General features: G+C 63.8%; 11 protein-coding genes. 7 read left to right on the top strand and 4 right to left on the bottom strand.

All coding sequences use genetic code 11. From position 1 onward, the window contains the following. Nucleotides 1-305: 305 nt before the first annotated feature. Both ACR9ZC_RS00505 and ACR9ZC_RS00510 read left to right on the top strand, forming a co-directional pair. Nucleotides 306-431 carry a hypothetical protein gene (locus ACR9ZC_RS00505; protein WP_331573689.1) on the top strand — a complete coding sequence of 42 codons (126 nt, stop codon included), beginning with the start codon at nucleotides 306-308 and terminating at the stop codon, nucleotides 429-431. Nucleotides 432-1,208: 777 nt separating this feature from the next. Further along, nucleotides 1,209-1,865 carry a response regulator transcription factor gene (locus ACR9ZC_RS00510; protein WP_481578679.1) on the top strand — a complete coding sequence of 219 codons (657 nt, stop codon included), beginning with the start codon at nucleotides 1,209-1,211 and terminating at the stop codon, nucleotides 1,863-1,865. Nucleotides 1,866-1,905: 40 nt separating this feature from the next. Here the strand turns inward: ACR9ZC_RS00510 and ACR9ZC_RS00515 are convergent, their stop codons facing one another. After that, complete coding sequence (locus ACR9ZC_RS00515) at nucleotides 1,906-2,289, bottom strand: response regulator transcription factor (RefSeq protein WP_331573685.1); 384 nt, start codon at nucleotides 2,287-2,289, stop codon at nucleotides 1,906-1,908. Between the two features lie 237 nt (nucleotides 2,290-2,526). Between ACR9ZC_RS00515 and ACR9ZC_RS00520 the strand changes: the two genes are divergently transcribed. Further along, nucleotides 2,527-4,101, top strand: coding sequence for a PAS domain-containing sensor histidine kinase (locus ACR9ZC_RS00520; RefSeq protein ID WP_481578680.1), 1,575 nt, complete (start codon nucleotides 2,527-2,529; stop codon nucleotides 4,099-4,101). 18 nt (nucleotides 4,102-4,119) lie between these two features. Here ACR9ZC_RS00520 and ACR9ZC_RS00525 read toward each other — a convergent pair whose 3' ends face one another. After that, nucleotides 4,120-6,849 (bottom strand): FAD/NAD(P)-binding protein, encoded by a 2,730-nt coding sequence (locus ACR9ZC_RS00525; RefSeq protein ID WP_481578681.1) that lies wholly within the window; start codon nucleotides 6,847-6,849, stop codon nucleotides 4,120-4,122. Nucleotides 6,850-7,318: 469 nt separating this feature from the next. Between ACR9ZC_RS00525 and ACR9ZC_RS00530 the strand changes: the two genes are divergently transcribed. After that, nucleotides 7,319-8,521, top strand: a complete 1,203-nt coding sequence (locus tag ACR9ZC_RS00530; protein WP_481578682.1) for an HAD family hydrolase — start codon at nucleotides 7,319-7,321, stop codon at nucleotides 8,519-8,521. A gap of 44 nt (nucleotides 8,522-8,565) precedes the next feature. On the opposite strand, the gene ACR9ZC_RS00535 is transcribed toward ACR9ZC_RS00530, so the two are convergent. Next, nucleotides 8,566-11,700 (bottom strand): PIG-L family deacetylase, encoded by a 3,135-nt coding sequence (locus ACR9ZC_RS00535; protein ID WP_481578683.1) that lies wholly within the window; start codon nucleotides 11,698-11,700, stop codon nucleotides 8,566-8,568. Nucleotides 11,701-12,316: 616 nt separating this feature from the next. Between ACR9ZC_RS00535 and ACR9ZC_RS00540 the strand changes: the two genes are divergently transcribed. From ACR9ZC_RS00540 to ACR9ZC_RS00550, 3 genes are all read left to right on the top strand, one after another. Further along, nucleotides 12,317-14,992, top strand: a complete 2,676-nt coding sequence (locus tag ACR9ZC_RS00540; RefSeq protein WP_481578684.1) for a putative bifunctional diguanylate cyclase/phosphodiesterase — start codon at nucleotides 12,317-12,319, stop codon at nucleotides 14,990-14,992. A 127-nt stretch (nucleotides 14,993-15,119) separates the two neighbouring features. Then, nucleotides 15,120-16,235 carry an esterase/lipase family protein gene (locus ACR9ZC_RS00545; RefSeq protein ID WP_481578685.1) on the top strand — a complete coding sequence of 372 codons (1,116 nt, stop codon included), beginning with the start codon at nucleotides 15,120-15,122 and terminating at the stop codon, nucleotides 16,233-16,235. Between the two features lie 138 nt (nucleotides 16,236-16,373). Then, nucleotides 16,374-17,345 (top strand): lipase secretion chaperone, encoded by a 972-nt coding sequence (locus ACR9ZC_RS00550; protein WP_481578686.1) that lies wholly within the window; start codon nucleotides 16,374-16,376, stop codon nucleotides 17,343-17,345. Nucleotides 17,346-17,405: 60 nt separating this feature from the next. On the opposite strand, the gene pdxR is transcribed toward ACR9ZC_RS00550, so the two are convergent. Further along, a complete protein-coding gene (gene pdxR, locus ACR9ZC_RS00555) occupies nucleotides 17,406-18,986 on the bottom strand; it encodes a MocR-like pyridoxine biosynthesis transcription factor PdxR (RefSeq protein WP_481578687.1) in 1,581 nt (526 codons plus the stop codon). Nucleotides 18,987-19,037 lie beyond the last annotated feature (51 nt).

Consider the following 19,037-nt stretch of genomic DNA (forward strand, 5'->3'; position numbering starts at 1 on the left):
CTCCTTGCATCGGCTCGAGCTGTTGTTTGCATGACAGGACAGCTCAGGCTCGCCGGCCTTCGAGGCGTATATATGTGCATTGAGTAGTGTTCGGTTCAGGATCGCGCGAAAGTTCCCCTCGTGCTGGAACGCGTGCCTCGGACGGTAGCCAGTACAAACCCTGTCATACATCCGTTTCTCGTGCTCATCCAGGCGAAGACATCCTCCATCCCCTCGTAGAATGGCGCGGGCTCGAGACAGTGCGTACGCTTTGATACATGCTCCACGCGTTCTTGCAACGAGCATCGACTTTTCGGAGAACCACGATGTCTCGGCTGAACACATGGCTTTTGTTGGGCAGCAACGCCTACGACGAATATACCTACGTGCCATGGCTCGGCAAGAACGTCTATCGCCGCACCGTCGATCTGCGTCACGTCACATTGCTTTGACCGTTCCAGCGCGGCGCGCAATCTGATTGCCGCCGCGTCTTTTTCCCACACCGCTGCACCGAGCGAGGCGCTGCCGAACGAAGCGGCGAAGCGCCGGCAGCGCGTCCGCGTTTACCGGTCAATCCACGAAGAGAAGGGAATCCGCCGCATCGCGAGCGTTGAGCCGCGCGGGCAACCGTGAGCGCTCAGCGCGGCTCGCGTTCGTCTGACGATTGGTGCGTCGTGGGTTCAGTCGCTCGGATCGTCGAGCATCGCAAACATGCGTGCCGCGTCCGATTCCTTACGCAAGACGCATCGACGCGATTTCTCGATCGCCCGCACGGTACGCGTGCGGCCGGGGCCGCGCGTCGCACGCGACGCACGCAGCGAAGATCGCTCGCCGAGTCGGCACCGTGCCCGAAATCGTTCCGCTCTGACCGCCATGATTGTCCACCGCAAAGACGCATTGACGAATCCGTCCGGCATCGTGCTCGCGGCCGACATGCCGCGCCTATCCGGATCGGGCTCCCGGGCGCAATGCCTGAAGAGGTGCCGCCCTGCGATCAAAGGTAGGCCACCGCCTGCCCGGCGACAACTGTGCAAGAAGACGCCGCGCGCGCACGATCGTTTGATGCCTTCATACCTAGGTATAGCCGGCCCCCGGAGAAGCAAGTGCAGTAGCGGCCTATGTGCCGTACCCCTCGTGCGGTACGCCTCGCGCGTCCTATAATGACTGCCGATTCCCGCGTTGCGGCGGCGCCTCGTGCGCCTCGTGCGCACCGGGTTCACGGGGGCCGCATGGTATCCGCTCAGCATTCGACATTGACCAAGACAGGCGACGATTCCCCCATCGTCTATGTAGTCGACGACGACGAAGGGATGCGCAACGCGTTACGCAATCTATTGCGTTCGGTAGGATTTGTGGTCGAGACGTTCGGGTCGGTACGCGATTTCCTCGACTTCAAAAGAAAGGCCGTGCCGAGCTGTCTCATTCTTGACGTCAGACTGCCCGGCGAGAGCGGTCTCGCGTTTCAGCAGGATATGAGCCGCACTGGCTTGCGCATGCCTGTTCTGTTCATGTCGGGCCATGGCGACATCGAAATGTCCGTCAAGGCGATGAAGGCCGGCGCGCTCAATTTCTTCCCCAAGCCGTTTCGCGAGCAGGATCTGCTCGATGCAGTCAACGACGCGCTCGCGCGCGACGGCGAACGGCTGGCCGCGGAACGCTCGCTCGCATCGCTCGGCGCGGCTTACGAATCGCTGACGCCGCGGGAACGCGAGGTCATGGCGTTCGTGATCGCTGGCCTGATGAACAAGCAGATTGCCGCTCGAATGAATCTGAGCGAGATCACCGTGAAGATTCACCGTGGTCAGATGATGAAGAAGATGGAAGCGCGTTCGTTGCCGGATCTCGTGCGAAAGGCGCAGGCGCTGGGGGTCGAGCCGCGGCGTTGAGACGCATGCGGACCGCGCCCGATCGTGGTGAACAGAGCCCTTAAACGCGCTTGCCCACGGCTCGTGCCAGACATCGCTGCAACTCCTGCGTGTCGATCGGCTTTTTCAGGAGCGCCAGCGCACCGTTTGCCGCTACGCGTGCGCGCAGCGCTTCGGTCGTGAACGCCGTGACGAAGATGGTGGGCGGCGCATCGCCCGAGGCCAGCAGTTGCTCATGTAGTTCGATGCCGCTCATGCCCGGCATCCTGACGTCCGAAATCAGGCATCCGAGTTCGTCGACGTCCGCCAGCGACCGGCGCGACAAATACGCCTCGGCGGAATCGAACAGCAGCGTCTGCCAGCCGAGCGAGCGCACCAGGTTCGCGATCGCGAGGCGCGACGCTTCGTTGTCATCGACGATAGAGACGGTACCGAAAAAGGGCATGAATGAGCTCGTATCGGCGAGCGGCGGTAATACATGCCGCACGCCATCGTTTATCAGTACCGAGGGTAGTCCGTAACCCGTCGAACCGACATCATACGGAGGTATGCCGTCCGATCGCCGCGGTGGTAGGATGGACTCACCGTTGTCTCGAAAGCGGTACAGGAAGCAGCGAGACAGCGTTGAACGCGGCGCGGCCTGCCGGCGCCCGTTCGGCGTGCCGCAGCGGAGGTGGACGAAATGGCACAGGAGACCCCCAACGCGCCGGCGGACGCCGGCGACCGCGCTGCGGCGCCCGATGCCGACGGGCGTGGAGCGCAGGCAGGTATCGATCGGCCGCTGCGCGAGAGCGAGGCGCACTGGCGTGAGGTGTTCGAGCACAATCCCGTCATGTACTTCATGGTCGATGCCGACGGCGTCGTTCAATCGGTGAACGGATTTGGCGCCGCGCAGCTCGGCTATCGTGTCGACGAACTGGTCGGCCAATCCGTTCTCGCGGTGTTCCGTGAAGAGGATCGGCCCTTCGTCATCGAGCAGATGAGTATTTGTCTGGGCGATCCCGGTCTTTCGCACAGTTGGGAAGTCCGCAAGATCAGGAAAGACGGCTCGTTGCTCTGGGTGCGCGAGAACGCGAAAGCGGTGCGTCGCCCGGACGGCTTTCTGGTTCTCGTGGCCTGCGAGGACATCACCGAGCGCAGGCGAACAGAAGACGCGCTCCGGCAAAGCGAGATGTATCTGGCCGAAGCGCAGCGCATCAGCCATACCGGCAGCTTCGGCTGGCGGATTCCGAGCGGCGAACTGATCTGGTCTGCGGAAACGTACCGTATTTTCGAATACGATCCGTCCGTCGAGCCCACCGTCGAACTCGCGCTCCAGCGCATACATCCCGACGATCGCGAGTTCGTGCGGCAACTGCTGGAGCGCGTGATGCTCGAGCAGACGGACTGGGACGTGGAGCATCGGCTGCTCATGAGCGACGGGCGGGTCAAGGACGTTCGCGCAGTGGCCCACGCCGTGCGTGACGGTGCGGGCAACCGCGAGTTCATCGGTGTCGTGATGGATGTGACGGCGTCGCGCCAGGCGGCTCAGGAGTTGAGCCGCGCGCGCGCCGAGCTTGCGCATGTGATGCGCGTGACGACGCTCGGCGAGTTGGCCGCCGCGATCGCGCATGAGGTCAATCAGCCTATCGCGGCGATGGTCACGGATGCACAGGCATCGTTGAATTGGCTGGGCCGCGAGCCTGTCGATCTCGGCGAAGTCGATCAGGCGCTGCACCGTATCGTCGAGAACGGCAATCGCGCGGCCGATGTCATCGGCCGCATCCGCGAACTGGTCAAGAAGGCGCCGCCCCGCATGGGGATGGTCGACCTGAACCTGGCCGTGAAGGAAATGATCGCACTGACGCGCGCGGAGATTGCGGGCTCGGGCGTGGCGCTGGAAACCGCGCTCGAGCACGATCTACCTTCGGTGCACGGCGATCGCGTCCAACTGCAGCAGGTACTGCTGAATCTGATCGTGAATGCGCTCCAGGCGATGAGCGCAGTGCCGCCCGGGCAAAGAAAATTGCGCATTTGCACCGCGCGCATCGAGCTCGACCGCGTGCGCGTGTCCGTGCAGGATTCGGGACCTGGTTTGTCGGCGGCGCTCGTCGATCGCATCTTCGCGCCTTTTTATTCGACGAAGCCCGATGGACTCGGGATGGGATTATCGATCTGCCGTTCGATCGTAGAGGCGCATGACGGACGTTTGTGGGCAAGCTCGGACGAGCCCGGCGCGACGTTCCATTTCACGATACCGGTCGACGCTGCCCGGTAATGGTCGGAAAACGCCGCATCAAGCGGTCATGCCGTGTCGCTCGTGCCATTTCCGCCATGCGGCACGCACGATCGCGCGGTCCCGCGGGCGTTCGAGAAACCACAGTGCATCTTCGTAAGTGGCGAGGATCAGGGCCTGCGTTTCCCAACCCGCGTCCCGCACACTGCCGCCGATGCGATCTCCTTCGAAGAACCGGGTATCGTTGCTCGTCGGCGCCCTGAGTTCGGGCGGCGTCGGATCGTATTCGAGGCCGAAATCGCCGACGACACTACGCAGCCGCGCGCGCATCCCGGTCTCCTCGAACAATTCACGCAGGGCGGTAACGGGAAGCAGTTCGCCATCGTCGGCGCCGCCTTGCGGCAATGTGACGCGGCCGCCGTACCCGTTGCTCGGCACGACCAGCCATAGCCTTGGCACGGGCCATCCTTCGAAAATCACGACGCCGGCGGTGGGGCGGCCATTCGATGCGAAACCGAACGGATAGGGCGTGTCTATCGCGATATCTTCCTTGGAATCGGCAAGCCAGGCGCGCGCATCGGCGGGTGGCGTGGCGCTGCGCATCGGAATGCCGTTGAGCGCGGCTGGCGCGGGCGCACCGGGTACGAAGGTCAGCGAGATGTCCTTGCGCGGCCACAACGCCGGGGGCGAAGGCGTGGTGGGCACGTGAATCGCGAACTCGCCTTCGGGCAAAGCGGGGTGCCATGCGTGCAGAGGGCGATCCGTTTCGGGGAGCGCGGCAATCAAGGAGGCCAGGGGCGGCTGGCGACGCATGATGTGGTTCGTGATGTTGGCGGCGATCTGCGTTGCATCGATGAGCGGACGGATCGAGGCGCCAGGGCCAGGCAGGACGTTGGTGAGCCAGTTTATTCCCTCGGTGGCCATGCCAACAACATCGATGGTCGTGACGGGATTGCCGGAGCCGTCGACGACATGGCGTCGAGAATCGATCTCGATCCCGCCCGCGGCGAACTCGCCGTTTCGGTAGCGCTGAATCAGCCCGCTTTCAAGCAGATTGGCATACAGCGAATCCGCTTGCGGTTGATCCGTAATATCGCCGAGCTGCGCATGGATCAGCACGTCGGCCTCCATGCCGTGCGCAACGCCGAGCGAGTTCGATCGCAGGACGAAACGCGCGGCAGCTTCATCGAGTTCGATATCGCTGCCCGGGCCCGGTCCGGCGACGACCACGCCGGCGTCGATCAATGCCAGAAGCTCCTTGTTGCGTCGATCGGGCACGGCGCCGGCAGTGCGGTCCATTCGGGCAGCCAACTCGAGAAAGCGACGGTGGCTGTCGGGCGTGAGTCCACCGAAATCGACGGCGTAGCGCAATACATCGCGGATTTCGCGCAGCACGTGAGCCGCGGCGTTGAACGGATGGTTGACATTGCCTTGATGTGCGCGAGACACGTCGTCCGCCAGGCGCTCCCTGAAGGCGTGCGCGTAGCTCTGATAGTCAGCGAATGCGGGCGGCTCCGGGGCCGTCAGCAGCGAGCGCGCCGCACCCAGCTCCTGCTCGGAGGGCTCGAATCGCGATGGGTCGACCGACGATGCACCTTCGCTGCTGCAATGAATCGCGTACGCGAGCTCCTGCTCCAGACGTGGCAGCACATCGGTTTCGAGGTCGAGCTGCATGCTTCCGGTGCGCGCCATGGCATCCGCGCGAAGCGCGTCGATGACGGTGCGGGTAAGAAAGTGCGGTTCGAACGCTTCATCGTGACCTTTGTGATCGATTGGGCGCGTATCGAGTGCGAAGCCGCTGCGCGAGTAAAGCACGATCCGCGGCTCGCGTCCGCTCGCCCGATAGCTCAGTTGGCCGGCGGCCGAACCGACGAAACGGCCGCCCCGTCCGACGGTCAGCTCCGCTATCACATCGTGGCAGCTGCGGCCCATTCCACGCACCGCCACGACCGCCCCCGGCGCAATGTCCTGCAGCGCCTCGAGCGGGTGAGGCCGGGGAACGAACCGGAGTTGCGCGTTGCGCTCGCGGCAACGCGCCACACGTTCGAGCAATTCGGAGTCTTCCGCGGTGAGCGAGCCCTCGGGAGGCGCTGTCAACACCACATGATCGACGATCAACGGCAGCCCTTGTTCGAGCACGATCTTGACGCGGCTCGGGTGGGCTTGCGTGCCGTCTTCGGACAGATCGGACGGACGCAGTCGCAAATCGACCGCACGCAACGGGTGATGAATCAACCGTAGCCGGGAATCCTCGTCGACAAGTTTTTCCAGCGTTCGATACACGTCGTCGAGGTACCTGCCGAGCAATGCGCGGGGCAGATAATCGTCGTCCCGTACCGCGCGTCCCGCGCGAGTGTTGTTCACGAACTGGCCGTCGACGAACCGATAGCCATGCGCGTTGGCCCACTCCTTCAGGGATGGGCCGACGGCATATTCCTGATCGGCACGGTCCCACATCGTGACGGCCCCGGCACCCGTGTTGAGCAACTGGTGCGATGCTGCATCGGGCGAGTGAACGCCGTGCCCCGGCTCGCCCGGCTCGATCAGATGAATATTGATGCGAGAGTTCAGGCCGATATGAAGCAGGTGCTCTTCGGACAGCATCGCTTGAATGCGCTCGAGCACGCTCAGTCCGCGCGGGCCGGCACCGATGATCGCCACATGAAAGATCGGCGGGCGCTGATGCTTGGACCCCGCCACATGGACGGCCGGCGCGATGGATTCGATGCGGTGATGCGGGGTCGAAGCATGGGCCTTCGCGAGGGAAGCCGCGCCGTTTTCGGTCGCCATTCCGGACTCGCCGGGCTGCCGTTTCGGTCTGGCTCGAAGTGGGTCGAAGATCGATGACACCGGTGGTTTCGTCGCAGCCGGTGGCGCCGATGATTGGGTCGAACCGGTCGCGCCTCGGTTCTGCGCAGCGCGGTGCGCGGGATCGGATGCGGAGATATGCGTCATGCGTAATTGATCTCAAAGCGACTGTCGGCCGCTTCATATGTCTCGTCGAAAGTGCGTCGGATCGACTCGCGCACCGCGACGAAGACGAACTGATCGGCACGGAGGCGGGATTGTCGCGGATCGGCCGATTCATCGCGAGACGATTCCGAAGCGCGTGCGGTCGTCGCGAAGCGTGGGCATGTTTTTTCTTCATGCGGGGCATATGTCGGAGTGGTTCGTCCTGCCTTTCCGGGCTTCGCGCCATAGCGCAGCGGAGGATCGGATTTCGCGTCAAATGTCGCGACATCGAAAACGGAGGAATCAAGTGTCATTGAAACTTGGAGCCCACGACGGGCGCACGCTGGCTGTTACCGATGCAGCAGTGTCCGGCACGATGACTGCGCCACCTGGCAGCGTCTCGCCCACACGCCGCGGAACGACGGACCCGCGGTTCGAGCAGATCGGCCGCACGCCGCTGACTGACGACACGTCGGGGCGCCCGCCGAGCGTGGCTTCGTTCAGGGTATCGACACGATCGCCTTTGCATGTGGTCGTGCAAGGCCCCAGTGCACCGCGCGATACGCTCGAACGCCTGCAGGCTTGCCTGCGTCCCGGTGCGGCGACGGTTCGCTTGCCACCGGGCGCGCTGCACGGCGATGCTTTCCGTCTGCATGACGTATCGTACGATGCGGCCGACTATGCGCGTGCCGAGGAACTGGCGAGCGAGGCCTTGCTCGACATTTCACCGGTACCGGACGATCGTCATATCGACAAGCTGGCGCTCTTCGCAACGGATGTGGACAAAACGTTGATCGACGGTGATTTCCACGCGAAACTGGTTGAACTCAAGGGCGACCCCGAGGCCGATGCCCTGGCCTGGCGCGAAGATATCGTCGAATCGATGCGTGGCCGCGTGGCAACCCTCGCGGGCATCGGCATGGAAGATTTTCACGAGGTGGGCGACATGATGGCTCGTCGTCTCATGCCCGGCGCGCGCGAGTTCATCGGTATGCTTTCGCCGCAGGCTCGCGTGCTGCTCATATCGTCCGGTTTCACCCAGTTCGTGGAAAAGCTGCGAGATGAGCTGGGTGCAAAGCACCTGCACGTGCACGCGCATGCCAACCGGCTCTTGACGACGCTTGCCGAAGCGCAAACGTCCATCGACGACGGGAGATTCGATGATGCTGCCTCGTCATTATCGAGCGAGGCGTCGCGCGTCATGTCGGAGTTGCTGACCGGCAAGATGGACGGTGAGTTCCTGGATGGCAACGTGAAGGAGCGACTGTTCCGCCAATACCACGCCGACCTGCCTGACGACGCGCATTCAGCCGCGATGGGCGATGGCGAAAACGACATTCCGATGTTGGCCGCGGCGGTGGAATTGGGCGGGGTAGGCGCCGCCTTCAGGCCGGGCTACGGCCGGCATCTCCTTCCGCCGGGCGTCGATGTCATCGAACATTCGGGGTATGACGCACTGGGCAATCTCTTCATGGGCATCGAGCACAGACGGCGCGATACCGGACAGTGAAGTGACGTGACGGCGCGCCGCGCGCGGCGCGCAATGCATCGCGCTCAACTCATCAGCAAGAGTCCGAGCCCCACCTGGGTAATCATGCCGGCGCCGATTACGATCTCGGGATCGATTCTGCGCAACAGCCCGCCGTCGGCGACGAGATGCGGCTGTGTGATATCGACGGGCGATGCTTCCGCGCCGCGCACCGGCGGTTTGATCGCAGCAATCGGCCCCCGCCGGACGATCGGGCCGCGACCATGATTCGCGCCATGGGCGTGTTGATGCGCGAGCTGGAATCCGCGCAGGAACACACCATCGGCCGCAACCATACCCATTTGTACGGAGGCGGATGCAATGTCGCCCGTCATGATCGAATGCGCGGCACCCAATGCATTGGCCGCTGCGAATGGCACCGACGCGATCGTTGCGCCCAGCATCTGGAATTCGGGCAGCCTTTGAAAGAACGGCGGCTTGTAGAGCCGGCCCCCATCGGGCCGTTTTCTGCTGTAAACGAGGAGCTCGCCGAGCGCTTTTCGTACCCACAGCGGACGCTCGTCGTTGCCCGGCAGGAATCGACGCAGCTTGTCGCCGGCCGCCGGCACGGTCGGATCGAAATTGTGCTTGTTACCGATCACTTCGAGCGAGCGGGCGAGCCGTTGCCCCCCGTTGCCGCTCAGATGCACGGGAACGAACATCAGCGTAGCCAGGTTGGCGAGCCAGGTCGCCGTCCCTTCGATCGAATCGAAGCCCGTCAGCATGACTTGCGGTGCGAGCCAGATGCCGGCTGCGGCGATATCGCTCGGCGCATAGCTTGCGCCCCAGAAGACGCGGCGCGCGCGCTCGACGGGGCTTTCGGACGCGAAAAGCCCTTCGTTGGCGAGCGTATCGAGCCGACGGAAGGCATCGACGTCGTCCGGCGTGGTCCGCAATATTTCAGCGAACATCGCAAGCTCGTCGCGATCGTGACGTCGATATCCGCGCACGAGGCCACGCACCCCCGTCGTCCGCCTTTCCAGCAGATCCAGCGCGGGCATGTCCGCAGGTTCCAGTGACGAGGAGACGCCCTCGACCTCGGCGCCAGCACCCGCGGCGCGTGTCAGCACGCGCTCGCGATCGGAAGCGAGTTCGTCGAGACGCTGCATGACGCGGATCTGGACGATGCGCTTGGCCGCATTGATGCCGGCGCGTGCTCCGAACATCGCGCGCCCCGTTTCGAGCATCGTTTCCATCGTGGTGTCGGCGGGCATGTGCAGGCCGTACCGCATGCCCACGTAGGCGCCGGTAGCCGTCGCGGCGATCTTGCCGAGTGCAAGCGCGCCCGCTCGACGAATCTTGCGCTGGGGCATGCCGGTCACCGGCGGTGCGCCATAGGGCTCGCCCGGCGCCATGCGATATTTCGCGAGCGTATTCGCAACGGTGATCTGGTACAACGTGCCGCCATCGTCGAGCACCATCGCGGCTCGCGCGACGAGTTCCGTCTCGATGCGCCGCTTTCTGAGGCTGGTCTGCAGCTCGCGCGGGGGCCCTTCGATGCGATAGATCGCCACGTCGGCGTCCGGGTTGGATTTGAGTATGCGAATGGCGTGCTCGCGTGCACTGTCGAGGCTCGCGAACGGACGCGTATGCACATCGAGCGTCAAGGCGCTGCCGTCGCTGCCGAGCACATCGACGGGCATCTGTTTCGTCGAAAGGACATAGTGGGCCGAATCCCGTCGCGGCCCGGCGATGAATCGATGACCTTCGCGCCGCTCCTCGGGCGTCAGCGCGCGAATACGCGTGCCGAGCGAGATATGGTCCGAGACATAGGGGGGCGGCGCTTGAAACGCGGCGAGGCCTTCGCGCTGCTTTTCCGTCATCTCGTGCGGCAGAGTGCCGACACCGGCGCGCGCCAGTCGCACTTGCTCGGGCAGCGCGCGCATCGCACTATCCGATTGCGGGCCGAGGTGCGACGTGAACGTGGCGGCAGGCAGCAACTCGACGCCTTCGGCGCGTTCGTGGCTCGGATCGTCATGCTCGGGAATCTCCGGTGCGAGGACGGTGACGTTGTCGATACCGTCGGTCTCGGCGCCTGTGCTTGCGCTTACGCTTTGCCCATCATGTTCGTCCTCGAGCTTGGCCGCAAGGAGCTCGACTAGCGGAACGGGTAGCTGTTCGTTGAGCAACGCCCGGAAAAAATCGATGACACGTGGGTCGGTCCCGGGTGCCGCTTCGAACGCTTCGAACGGCACCTCGGCGTTCCACTGCGGTTTGTTGCCGGGCGGTTGTTCGAAATCGTTGGGCGGCATGTGGGCCGGCCGTTGTCCGAACCATTTCGCGAGCAGCGCGCGGATCGCAAGTCGTTCTTCGTCCGTGCATCGGCTCAGTATTTCGAGTGCGGCGGGTGTTTCGCGCAAATGTCGCTGCTCGTACCATCCTGCTTCGATGGCCGATATCCGCATGGGCTCGCGGATATCGTCGCGGCCCGATTCCTTCGCCTTTTCGATGGCTTCGTCGAGCATTCGCGCACTTTCCGAATGACCGGGATGCACGGCGGCCTCCGAGCGCAGACTGAAGGCTACGGCCGGCTTCTCTTCAGCGATGATTCGCGCGATGAATTCGACGATACGCTCGCGGTTCCAATCGGCGATATGACTGTATCGAACGCTGCGTTCTGCGGGCGAGTTGTACGGACTGCGGTCCGGATAGCTGAGCACATGGATTTTCAAAAGAGCTGGATCGGGGCACAAATCGGCGAGAAAGCCGAACGATTGAGCGATGCGCGTCGCGCCGTATTGCTCCGAGTAGAGCGCCTCCTTTCCCGTTGCGGCGAACTTCGGCCGCTGAATGTCCGTTTCGCTCGTGAATGCCGTGCCGCCGTTCGATTGCGTGAGGTAGACGATATTGACCTTCACGCCCATTGCAAACAACGTGCTGATCGTTTTGACCATCATCGTTTCGTCGTCGGGGTGAGCAAGCACGATCAGCGCGCTGTCGAAGTTCCAGCCTGGCGCATGGCGATCGAGCAGCGCCCGCATCGCCGGATGGATCTCGTTGGCTCGCACGGTTTCGTCCGCGTCGGACGACACACTGCCGCCGACTGCATTGACGTCGGTGGGCTTGGACTGTGTATGCGCGTCGTCGCCGCAAGGCCTGGCCGCTTGCGCACTTGCATTGCGACGCGCGCGTTTGTCACCGGGCAAGCCGGCCAGCCGCATTGGCGCATCCGATCGTCGGAGCGGTCCGTCGTGCTGAGCCGAGGATCGACCTTCCGAAGGGCGGGACGCGTGCTCGTGCTCGGTGGCATGTGTTCGGGAAGTGCGCTTCAACACGGCAGGGCTCTCTTCGAAGAAACGAAGTGACACGCGTGTACTGCACGTTTCGCGTCGTCACTGGGACGGGGAATAGGTTGGCGATTATTGTGCACAGCCACGACGCTCGTGGCGTGCCGTGCTTCGGCGCACGACGCAGGTCTTCGCGCCAGATCGTGCGCAGCGGTATCGATAGTCGTCGGATGAACAAGAAACGAAAACGACAAACGACCTGCGAACCCCGTGGCGAGCGTCTGCCCGTCGACAATGCGGCCCCAAATCGATGCTCTGTCACTAAAGTCGGAACGGCCTGCGCCGATATTCTCCTAAGAGCGCGCATAGCGACCACGCGCGCAGGCATGCGCGCGTTGCAGCGCAACAAATTGAATCCAGGTTGAAAGACGGCATGCGTGTCGCGATCTCTTGTCGGGCCAAGATGGCAGTTCACAGGTTAATCGGCATTGCGCGCTCCGCCGGCGAGTGGCTTCGCCGTATCGAAACGGGCTCCCGTGCGTTTCGTCCCATGGCACTCCTCCTCTTGAGCGTGGGGACGTTTGCGTGCGGTGCCGCATACACGCTCGCGTCGCACAAGCAGGCGCACGACGTGCGCACGCGAGCAATGCATGTCCGTACCAGCGTCGAAGCGCTGCAATCGCTGCTGCTGCAGGCCAATGCGGAATTTCTGCTGGGCCTGGGCAGTGCGCAGGCGACCGACTATGGTTGGCCGATCGAACGCGTGGGAGAGGCCGCGCGTTGCTTCGAGCGTCTCGAAGAGCTACTGGCGAACGATCCCGCCAGTGTCCGTCTCGTCGCCGCGCTTCGGCAGGATACGGCGCGCTGGGCATCGCAGCTTGCCGATACGGCCGTTCATGCGAGCGCGAGCCAGCAACGGGCCACCATCGATAGCGACCGGCTGCTGTCGACCAACCGCAATCTGACCGGTATCGTGAGTCGGCTCGCGGTTCTGCGTGCGGTGCAGGTCGAGATTCTGCGTATCGACTCCGACAGGACGGCCAACCGGCTGTTCATCGAACGGACCGTGCTGGCTTCCACCGCGGCGATCGCATTCGGCCTGCTGCTTTATGCGTTCGCGGCACGGCATCGAGTCCAATTGGCCCGGCAACGCGTGCATGTCGTGGCGCAGGAAAGCCAGCGGCGCTTTCGCGAGTATTTCGATCACCATCCCTTGCCGATGTTGATCTTCGATGTGGGGACTCACGCCATACTCGCCGCGAACGATGCGGCGGCGCTGCAATACGGTCGCTCGAAAGAGGAGCTTTGCGCCTGCACGATGACATCGCTTTACGCGCCCGAGGACCTGCCGGCGTTTCGCGACGATTTGCGCCGGTTTCGGCAGGCCGAGGTGCTGAGCGGATCGGCGGGACTGTGCCGGCAGCTCGACAAGAGCGGAGCGCGTATCTTCGTCGAGCTGTCCTATCATTTTCTGGACTATGCCGGGCATGACGCCTGTTTCGTGACGGCAATCAACGTGACGAGGCGAAAGCACGCCGAGCTCGCGTTGCGTCTGCGCAGCAAGGCGCTCGATGCCATCGGCAACGGTGTGTTGATCATGCGGCCGACCGATGCGGGCAACGTCATCGAATACGCGAACCCTGCGTTCGAGAAGATCACGGGATTCGCGCGAGAGCATATCGTTGGATGCGACCTGAGCACCGTCGACAGCCGATTCGGTCATCACGCGGTCGTCGCGGCGATCGGTCGCAGCCTCGTGCAAAAGGCGGATCTCTCGACCCTTTTGCGCAACCGCCGGGAAGATGGCAAGACGTATTGGAACCAGCTGCATGTTTCGACGGTTCATCCCGAAGATGAACCCCATACGCATCACATCGCGGTCATCAACGATGTCAGCGAGCTCATCGAATCGCGCGACCTGCTGCTAAAACAGGCGCGATTCGATGCGCTGACCGCGCTTCCGAACCGTGTCATGCTCGCCGAGCTGCTGGATCAGGCCATTGCGCAAAGCGGCGCGTTTGCGTTGCTGTTCATCGATATCGATCACTTCAAGGACGTCAACGACAGCCTGGGTCACGGTGCGGGCGATGCGCTGCTGCGCGAAGCCGCAATCCGGCTGGCGAGTGCGATCGGCGTCGACGATGCCGTCGCGCGGTATGGCGGCGATGAGTTCGTTGTCCTGATCGATTGCACGAAGCGCGACGATGCGCTCCAAGCGGCACTCGAACGTGTGAAGCGGGCATTCGACGCACCGATCGCCATAGACGACGTCCAATTGCACGTGCAATCTAGCATCGGTGTGACCTGCTATCCGACGGATGGCGCCGATGCGGAATCCCTGCTTCGGAACGCGGATCTCGCGATGTATCGCGCGAAGGCGCTCGGCCGCAACAGCATTCAGCACTTCAGGGCAGAGCTCGCGCACGAGGCCAAGCGCCGGATCCTGCTGTCGCGCCGACTGCGCGAGGCCTTGGCGGCCGATGCGTTCGAGCTCGTCTACCAACCGCAGATCGACACCGGTTCGATGACCGTGACGGGCGTCGAGGCGCTGATCCGGTGGAACGACGAGGAGCTTGGCGCGGTCAGCCCCGCATCGTTCATTCCGCTCGCGGAAGAACTCGGTCTCATTGCATCGATCGACGAGTGGGTCCTCGATGCGGCCTGTGCTCAGGCCAAGCTTTGGGAAAACGTGCTGCCTGGGGTGCGCATGTCGATCAACGTTTCGCCGCGCCAGCTCGCACGGCGGGACTTTCACCATACGGTGCGTCAGGCGCTGGACAAGGCGCGGCTTTCGCCGGAGCGCCTGGAGATCGAAATCACCGAGCGCGCATTGGTTGCGCAAGGCGCGCTGCCGACATTGCGGGCGCTGAGCGAGATCGGCGTAGCGATAGCGATCGACGACTTCGGCTCCGGCTATTCGAGCCTGTCGTATTTGCGCAGCTTTCATGCGGACCGACTCAAGATCGACATGTCTTTCGTGCACGGCATCGGCAAGAGCCGAGAGGACGAAGCAATCATCAAGGCAATCCTGGCGCTCGCGCACAGCCTGCATTTCGAAGTCGTCGCGGAAGGGGTGGAAACGGCCGATCAGCTGAATTTTTTGGTCGGCGTGCATTGCGATGCAATTCAGGGGTACATTTTTTCGCCTCCCGTTTCGGCAAAGGATGCACCGGAGCGGATCGCATGCCTTGGTTGCACCCCTTCTCGATTAGTGAATCTTGTCTAAATCCGTTTTTTTCGCTTACACCTCTTCGCGTTTATTGCTTCACTTCATGTCGCTGGCGGGCGGCAGGCTCCGCGCGCTGCCTGACCCAAATCAGATCATTTCCGATGGACGAATCGGAGGGGGCGACATGACAGGACCGATCAAAAGAGCGGTGTTTTCCGGCGCCATAGTGCTTGCGTCGATCGTTGCGACCTGGCCGGCCGGTGTGGGCGCGGCGCGAGCGTCCCAGACGATCTCGGCGGCTGTGTCAACGGCGGCCACCGTTGCCACCGCTGGCGCGGCCGATTCCTATGCGGCAACGCGCTACCCCATCGTGCTCGTGCACGGTCTCACCGGGACGGACCGGTACGCGAATGTGCTCGACTATTGGTACGGCATTCCGCGCGATCTGCAATCGCATGGCGCGGCGGTTTATGTGGCGAATCTTTCGGGTTTCCAGAGTGACCTCGGTCCCAATGGGCGCGGCGAGCAGTTGCTCGGCTTCGTCAAAGAGGTGCTCGTGGCGACGGGCGCGCAAAAGGTCAACTTGCTCGGGCATAGCCAGGGTGGCCTCAGTGCGCGCTACGTGGCGGCCGTGGCGCCGGAGCTCGTTGCCTCGGTGACGACGATCGGCACGCCGCATCACGGCTCGGAGTTCGCCGACTTCGTGCAAGATGCGATGCGCAAGGACCCGACGGGGCTCGCGCAACCGGCCATCGCGCAGCTCGCCAACGTCCTCGGTGTATTGCTGAGCAGCAATCGCAATACGAACCAAAATGCACTCGCGGCGTTGCATGAGCTGACGAGTGCTGGCGTCGCCTCCTTCAATGCGGCTGTGCCGACCGGGGGCCTGGGCACCCCCGGCAGTTGCACGACGGGCGCGGCCACCGAGACGGTGGGCGGCTACACGCATTACCTCTATTCGTGGGCAGGCACGGCCATCGAGCCGAAGGGGTCTCTCTTCGGGGTGCGCGGCGCGAAAGACACGAGCGTGTCCGGTGCGCTCGATCCCGCTCTGTTCGCGGATCCGGGCACGCTGGCGCTCTTGGGCACCGGCACGATCATGGCCAACCGCCACGCGGTGCCCAACGACGGACTCGTGTCGCTGTGCAGTGCGCTCTATGGCAACGTGCTCGGCACTCACTATCACTGGAACCACCTCGACGAAATCAATCAACTGTTCGGTCTGATGGGGAGCAACGCGGAAGACCCGGTCGCCGTGATTCGCACGCATGCGAACCGGTTGAAGCTGCAGGGACTGTAGCGCGTGGCCGGCGGTTCGCGCAGCAGCGCAGGCTCACGCTTGCGCTCGTTCCTGTCGTGCAGTGCTTTTCGAGCCGTTGCAGCAACACTGAGCGGCCTTGCGGCGTTTGCGTTCGTGGTTTGGTGCGTGGATATCTCCATGGCCGACAGTCTCGCCAATCACGCAACGAAGCCTGTCGGACGTTCTACGCTGTCGCGGCACTCGAGCGCCGGCGAGCGCGAGGCAATTTCGCGGTCAGCCGGGCCAAGCGCGGCAACATCGGGCGGGGGCGAACCGCGGTCGCTGTCCGGATCGATGGCGCCGCGCTTGCCGCTCGATGTCCGGGGACATTTGGCCGTCACGCGCGCCGCGCGAGACTTCTTCGACTATTTCCTGACGGCTCGTCACGAAGTGACGCCCGAAGCGCTCGATGCCATGGTCAGGCGAGCGATTGCGGCGCAGCTCGAGGGCAGCATTGCCCAATCGGAAGCGCTCGATCTCTGGCAGCGCTACCGTAGCTACCTCTCCGGGCTGGCCGATCTTGCGCCGCTGCAGGTCCCTGCTATCGAGCGCGGCGCCAGCGCAAATGCGGACGCATTGCAAGCGGCGTTCGATGCGCGGGCATCGCGCGCGAGCCGCACGATGGGGGCTGCGTGGAGCGAAGCCTTCTTTGGCGAGCAGTGGCGAACAACGGCTTATTCGCTCGCGCGCTTGCGAATCGCCAGCGATCCGACGTTGACGGACGAGCAAAGGGCCGCACGACTCGACGCATGGAGGCAATCGTTACCGGCCGAAGAGCGCGCGTCGCTCGAGCGCGAGGCTAAAGCGCAAGCGAGCGTGGATACGATCGCCGAATTGGCCCGGCAGCAGGGCTCGGTCGACGAATTGCGCGCGCAAGCCACTCAGGCGTTGGGTGCTCAGGCGGCCGAGCGGATCGTGCAAATGCGCAGGCATGACGACGAATGGCGTGCGCGATATGCCGATTACTCGGCGCAGCGGGCGCAGATCGATGCCATGGGGCTCTCGGCCGAGGCCTACGAGGGGCGGGTGACACAACTGCGCGAGCGGATGTTTCCGAGTGCGGGCGAGCGCGTGCGTGCGGCAGCGCTCGATGCGGGGGCTGCGCGGTAGCGGATTCGTCGACGTGTGCGGGGGCTACGCGACAAGAGCGCGGTGCAGGCGAGCGCGAACTCATGCGACCCGCTCGGTGCGGCGCTTGCCGAGCTGGCTTTCGATCGCGCGTGCCAGCGTATCGAAAGCCGGCGCCATTTTATCGTTCGGTACGCAGGCGTAGCCGAGCAGCAGGCCGCGCCGCGCAGCGTGTTCGGCGCTGTAGTAGGCCGAGAGCGGTCGCACGATCACGCCGGCTTCGAACGCCGCGGTGGTCACCGCGCGATCGTCGGCCGAATCGGGCAGCCCCAGCACGAGGTGAAGGCCGGCTTCATCGCCCATCACGGGTAGCGCGTCGCCGAAGCGCGACGCGATCGCATCGATGAGCAGTTGGCGACGCTCGCCGTACAGCGTGCGCATGCGGCGCACATGCGACGTAAGGTATCCATCCATGATGAACTCGGCGAGCACGGCCTGGTGCATGAGCTGGCCTTCCCGATACAGTTCGGCCACGCCGGTACGAAACGTATCGACGAGATCTTCGGGCGCCACCATGTAGCCGATTCGCAGCCCCGGGTACAGAATCTTGCCCAGGCTGCCGACGTAGATGACCCGTCCGGCTTCGTCGAGCCCCTGCAACGACGCGATCGGCCGGCTGCCGTAGCGGAACTCGCTGTCGTAATCGTCCTCGACGATCCACATTCGATGCTGACGCGCGTATTCGAGCAGCGTGCGGCGCCGCGCGAGGCTCATGACCATGCCGAGCGGATATTGATGGGAGGGCGTGACGACGGCGAGCCGCGGCGGTTCTTTCAACGAGGGTTCGCGCGGATTGAGTCCTTCGTCGTCGACGGGCACAGGCGTGAGCGCGAGTCCGGACGACTGCAACACGCTGCGCGCGCCCCAATAACAAGGTTCCTCCACCCAGGCGCGATCGCCGACATCGGTCAGAAGCCGCACGGCGAGATCCATGGACTGATGGATGCCCGTCGTGATGATGATCTGATCGGGAGAGCACTTTACGGAGCGCGCGACGCGCAGATAATCCGAGAGCGCTCGCCGCAGCGGCCGGTAGCCGCCGCCCGGCGCGTAGGTGAGCAGCTCGGGGTTGGCCTCCTTCCAGAGCCGCGCTTGCAGGCGGCTCCACGTGCGAGCGGGAAATTCCTTGACATCGGGCACGCCCGGCATGAATGCGCCCCATTGCTTCGGCGCCACGCCGGCACGCGCGATCAGCTGCCGGCCGCGGTTCGAGAGGAGGGGTGCCGCGGCGTTGCCCAGGGTTTTCCCTGCGGCGGAGCCGGGGGCCGCGCCTGTTTGCACGTTCGGCGTATTTGCCGCACCGGCGCCCTGATCCGTTCGGGCCGTGGGTTTGACGCGCACGGCTGCCGCGTCGGGGCGGGTATCGGCAACATAAGTACCGCTGCCCGTGGTGGAAAGCACGTAGCCTTCGGCGGTCAGTTGGTCGTAGACACGGAGCACCGTATTGCGCGCAATATCGAGGTCTTCGGCCAGCGTTCGCGAACTCGGCAGCTTGGTGCCGGGCGCGAGTTGCCCAGTGAGAATGGCCTGTTGGACCAGCCGCAGCACCTGGCGGTACATCGGTTCGGTCGTACCGCGCTCGAGCCGCGCGCCGAGCCAGTCGGACAAGATGATCGTGTCCAAAGTGGTTCCTCTCGGAATAATGAAATGGCTCCGTTGAGTGGAACCGTAACA

Source organism: Trinickia sp. HAY1-2D, assembly GCF_056754935.1.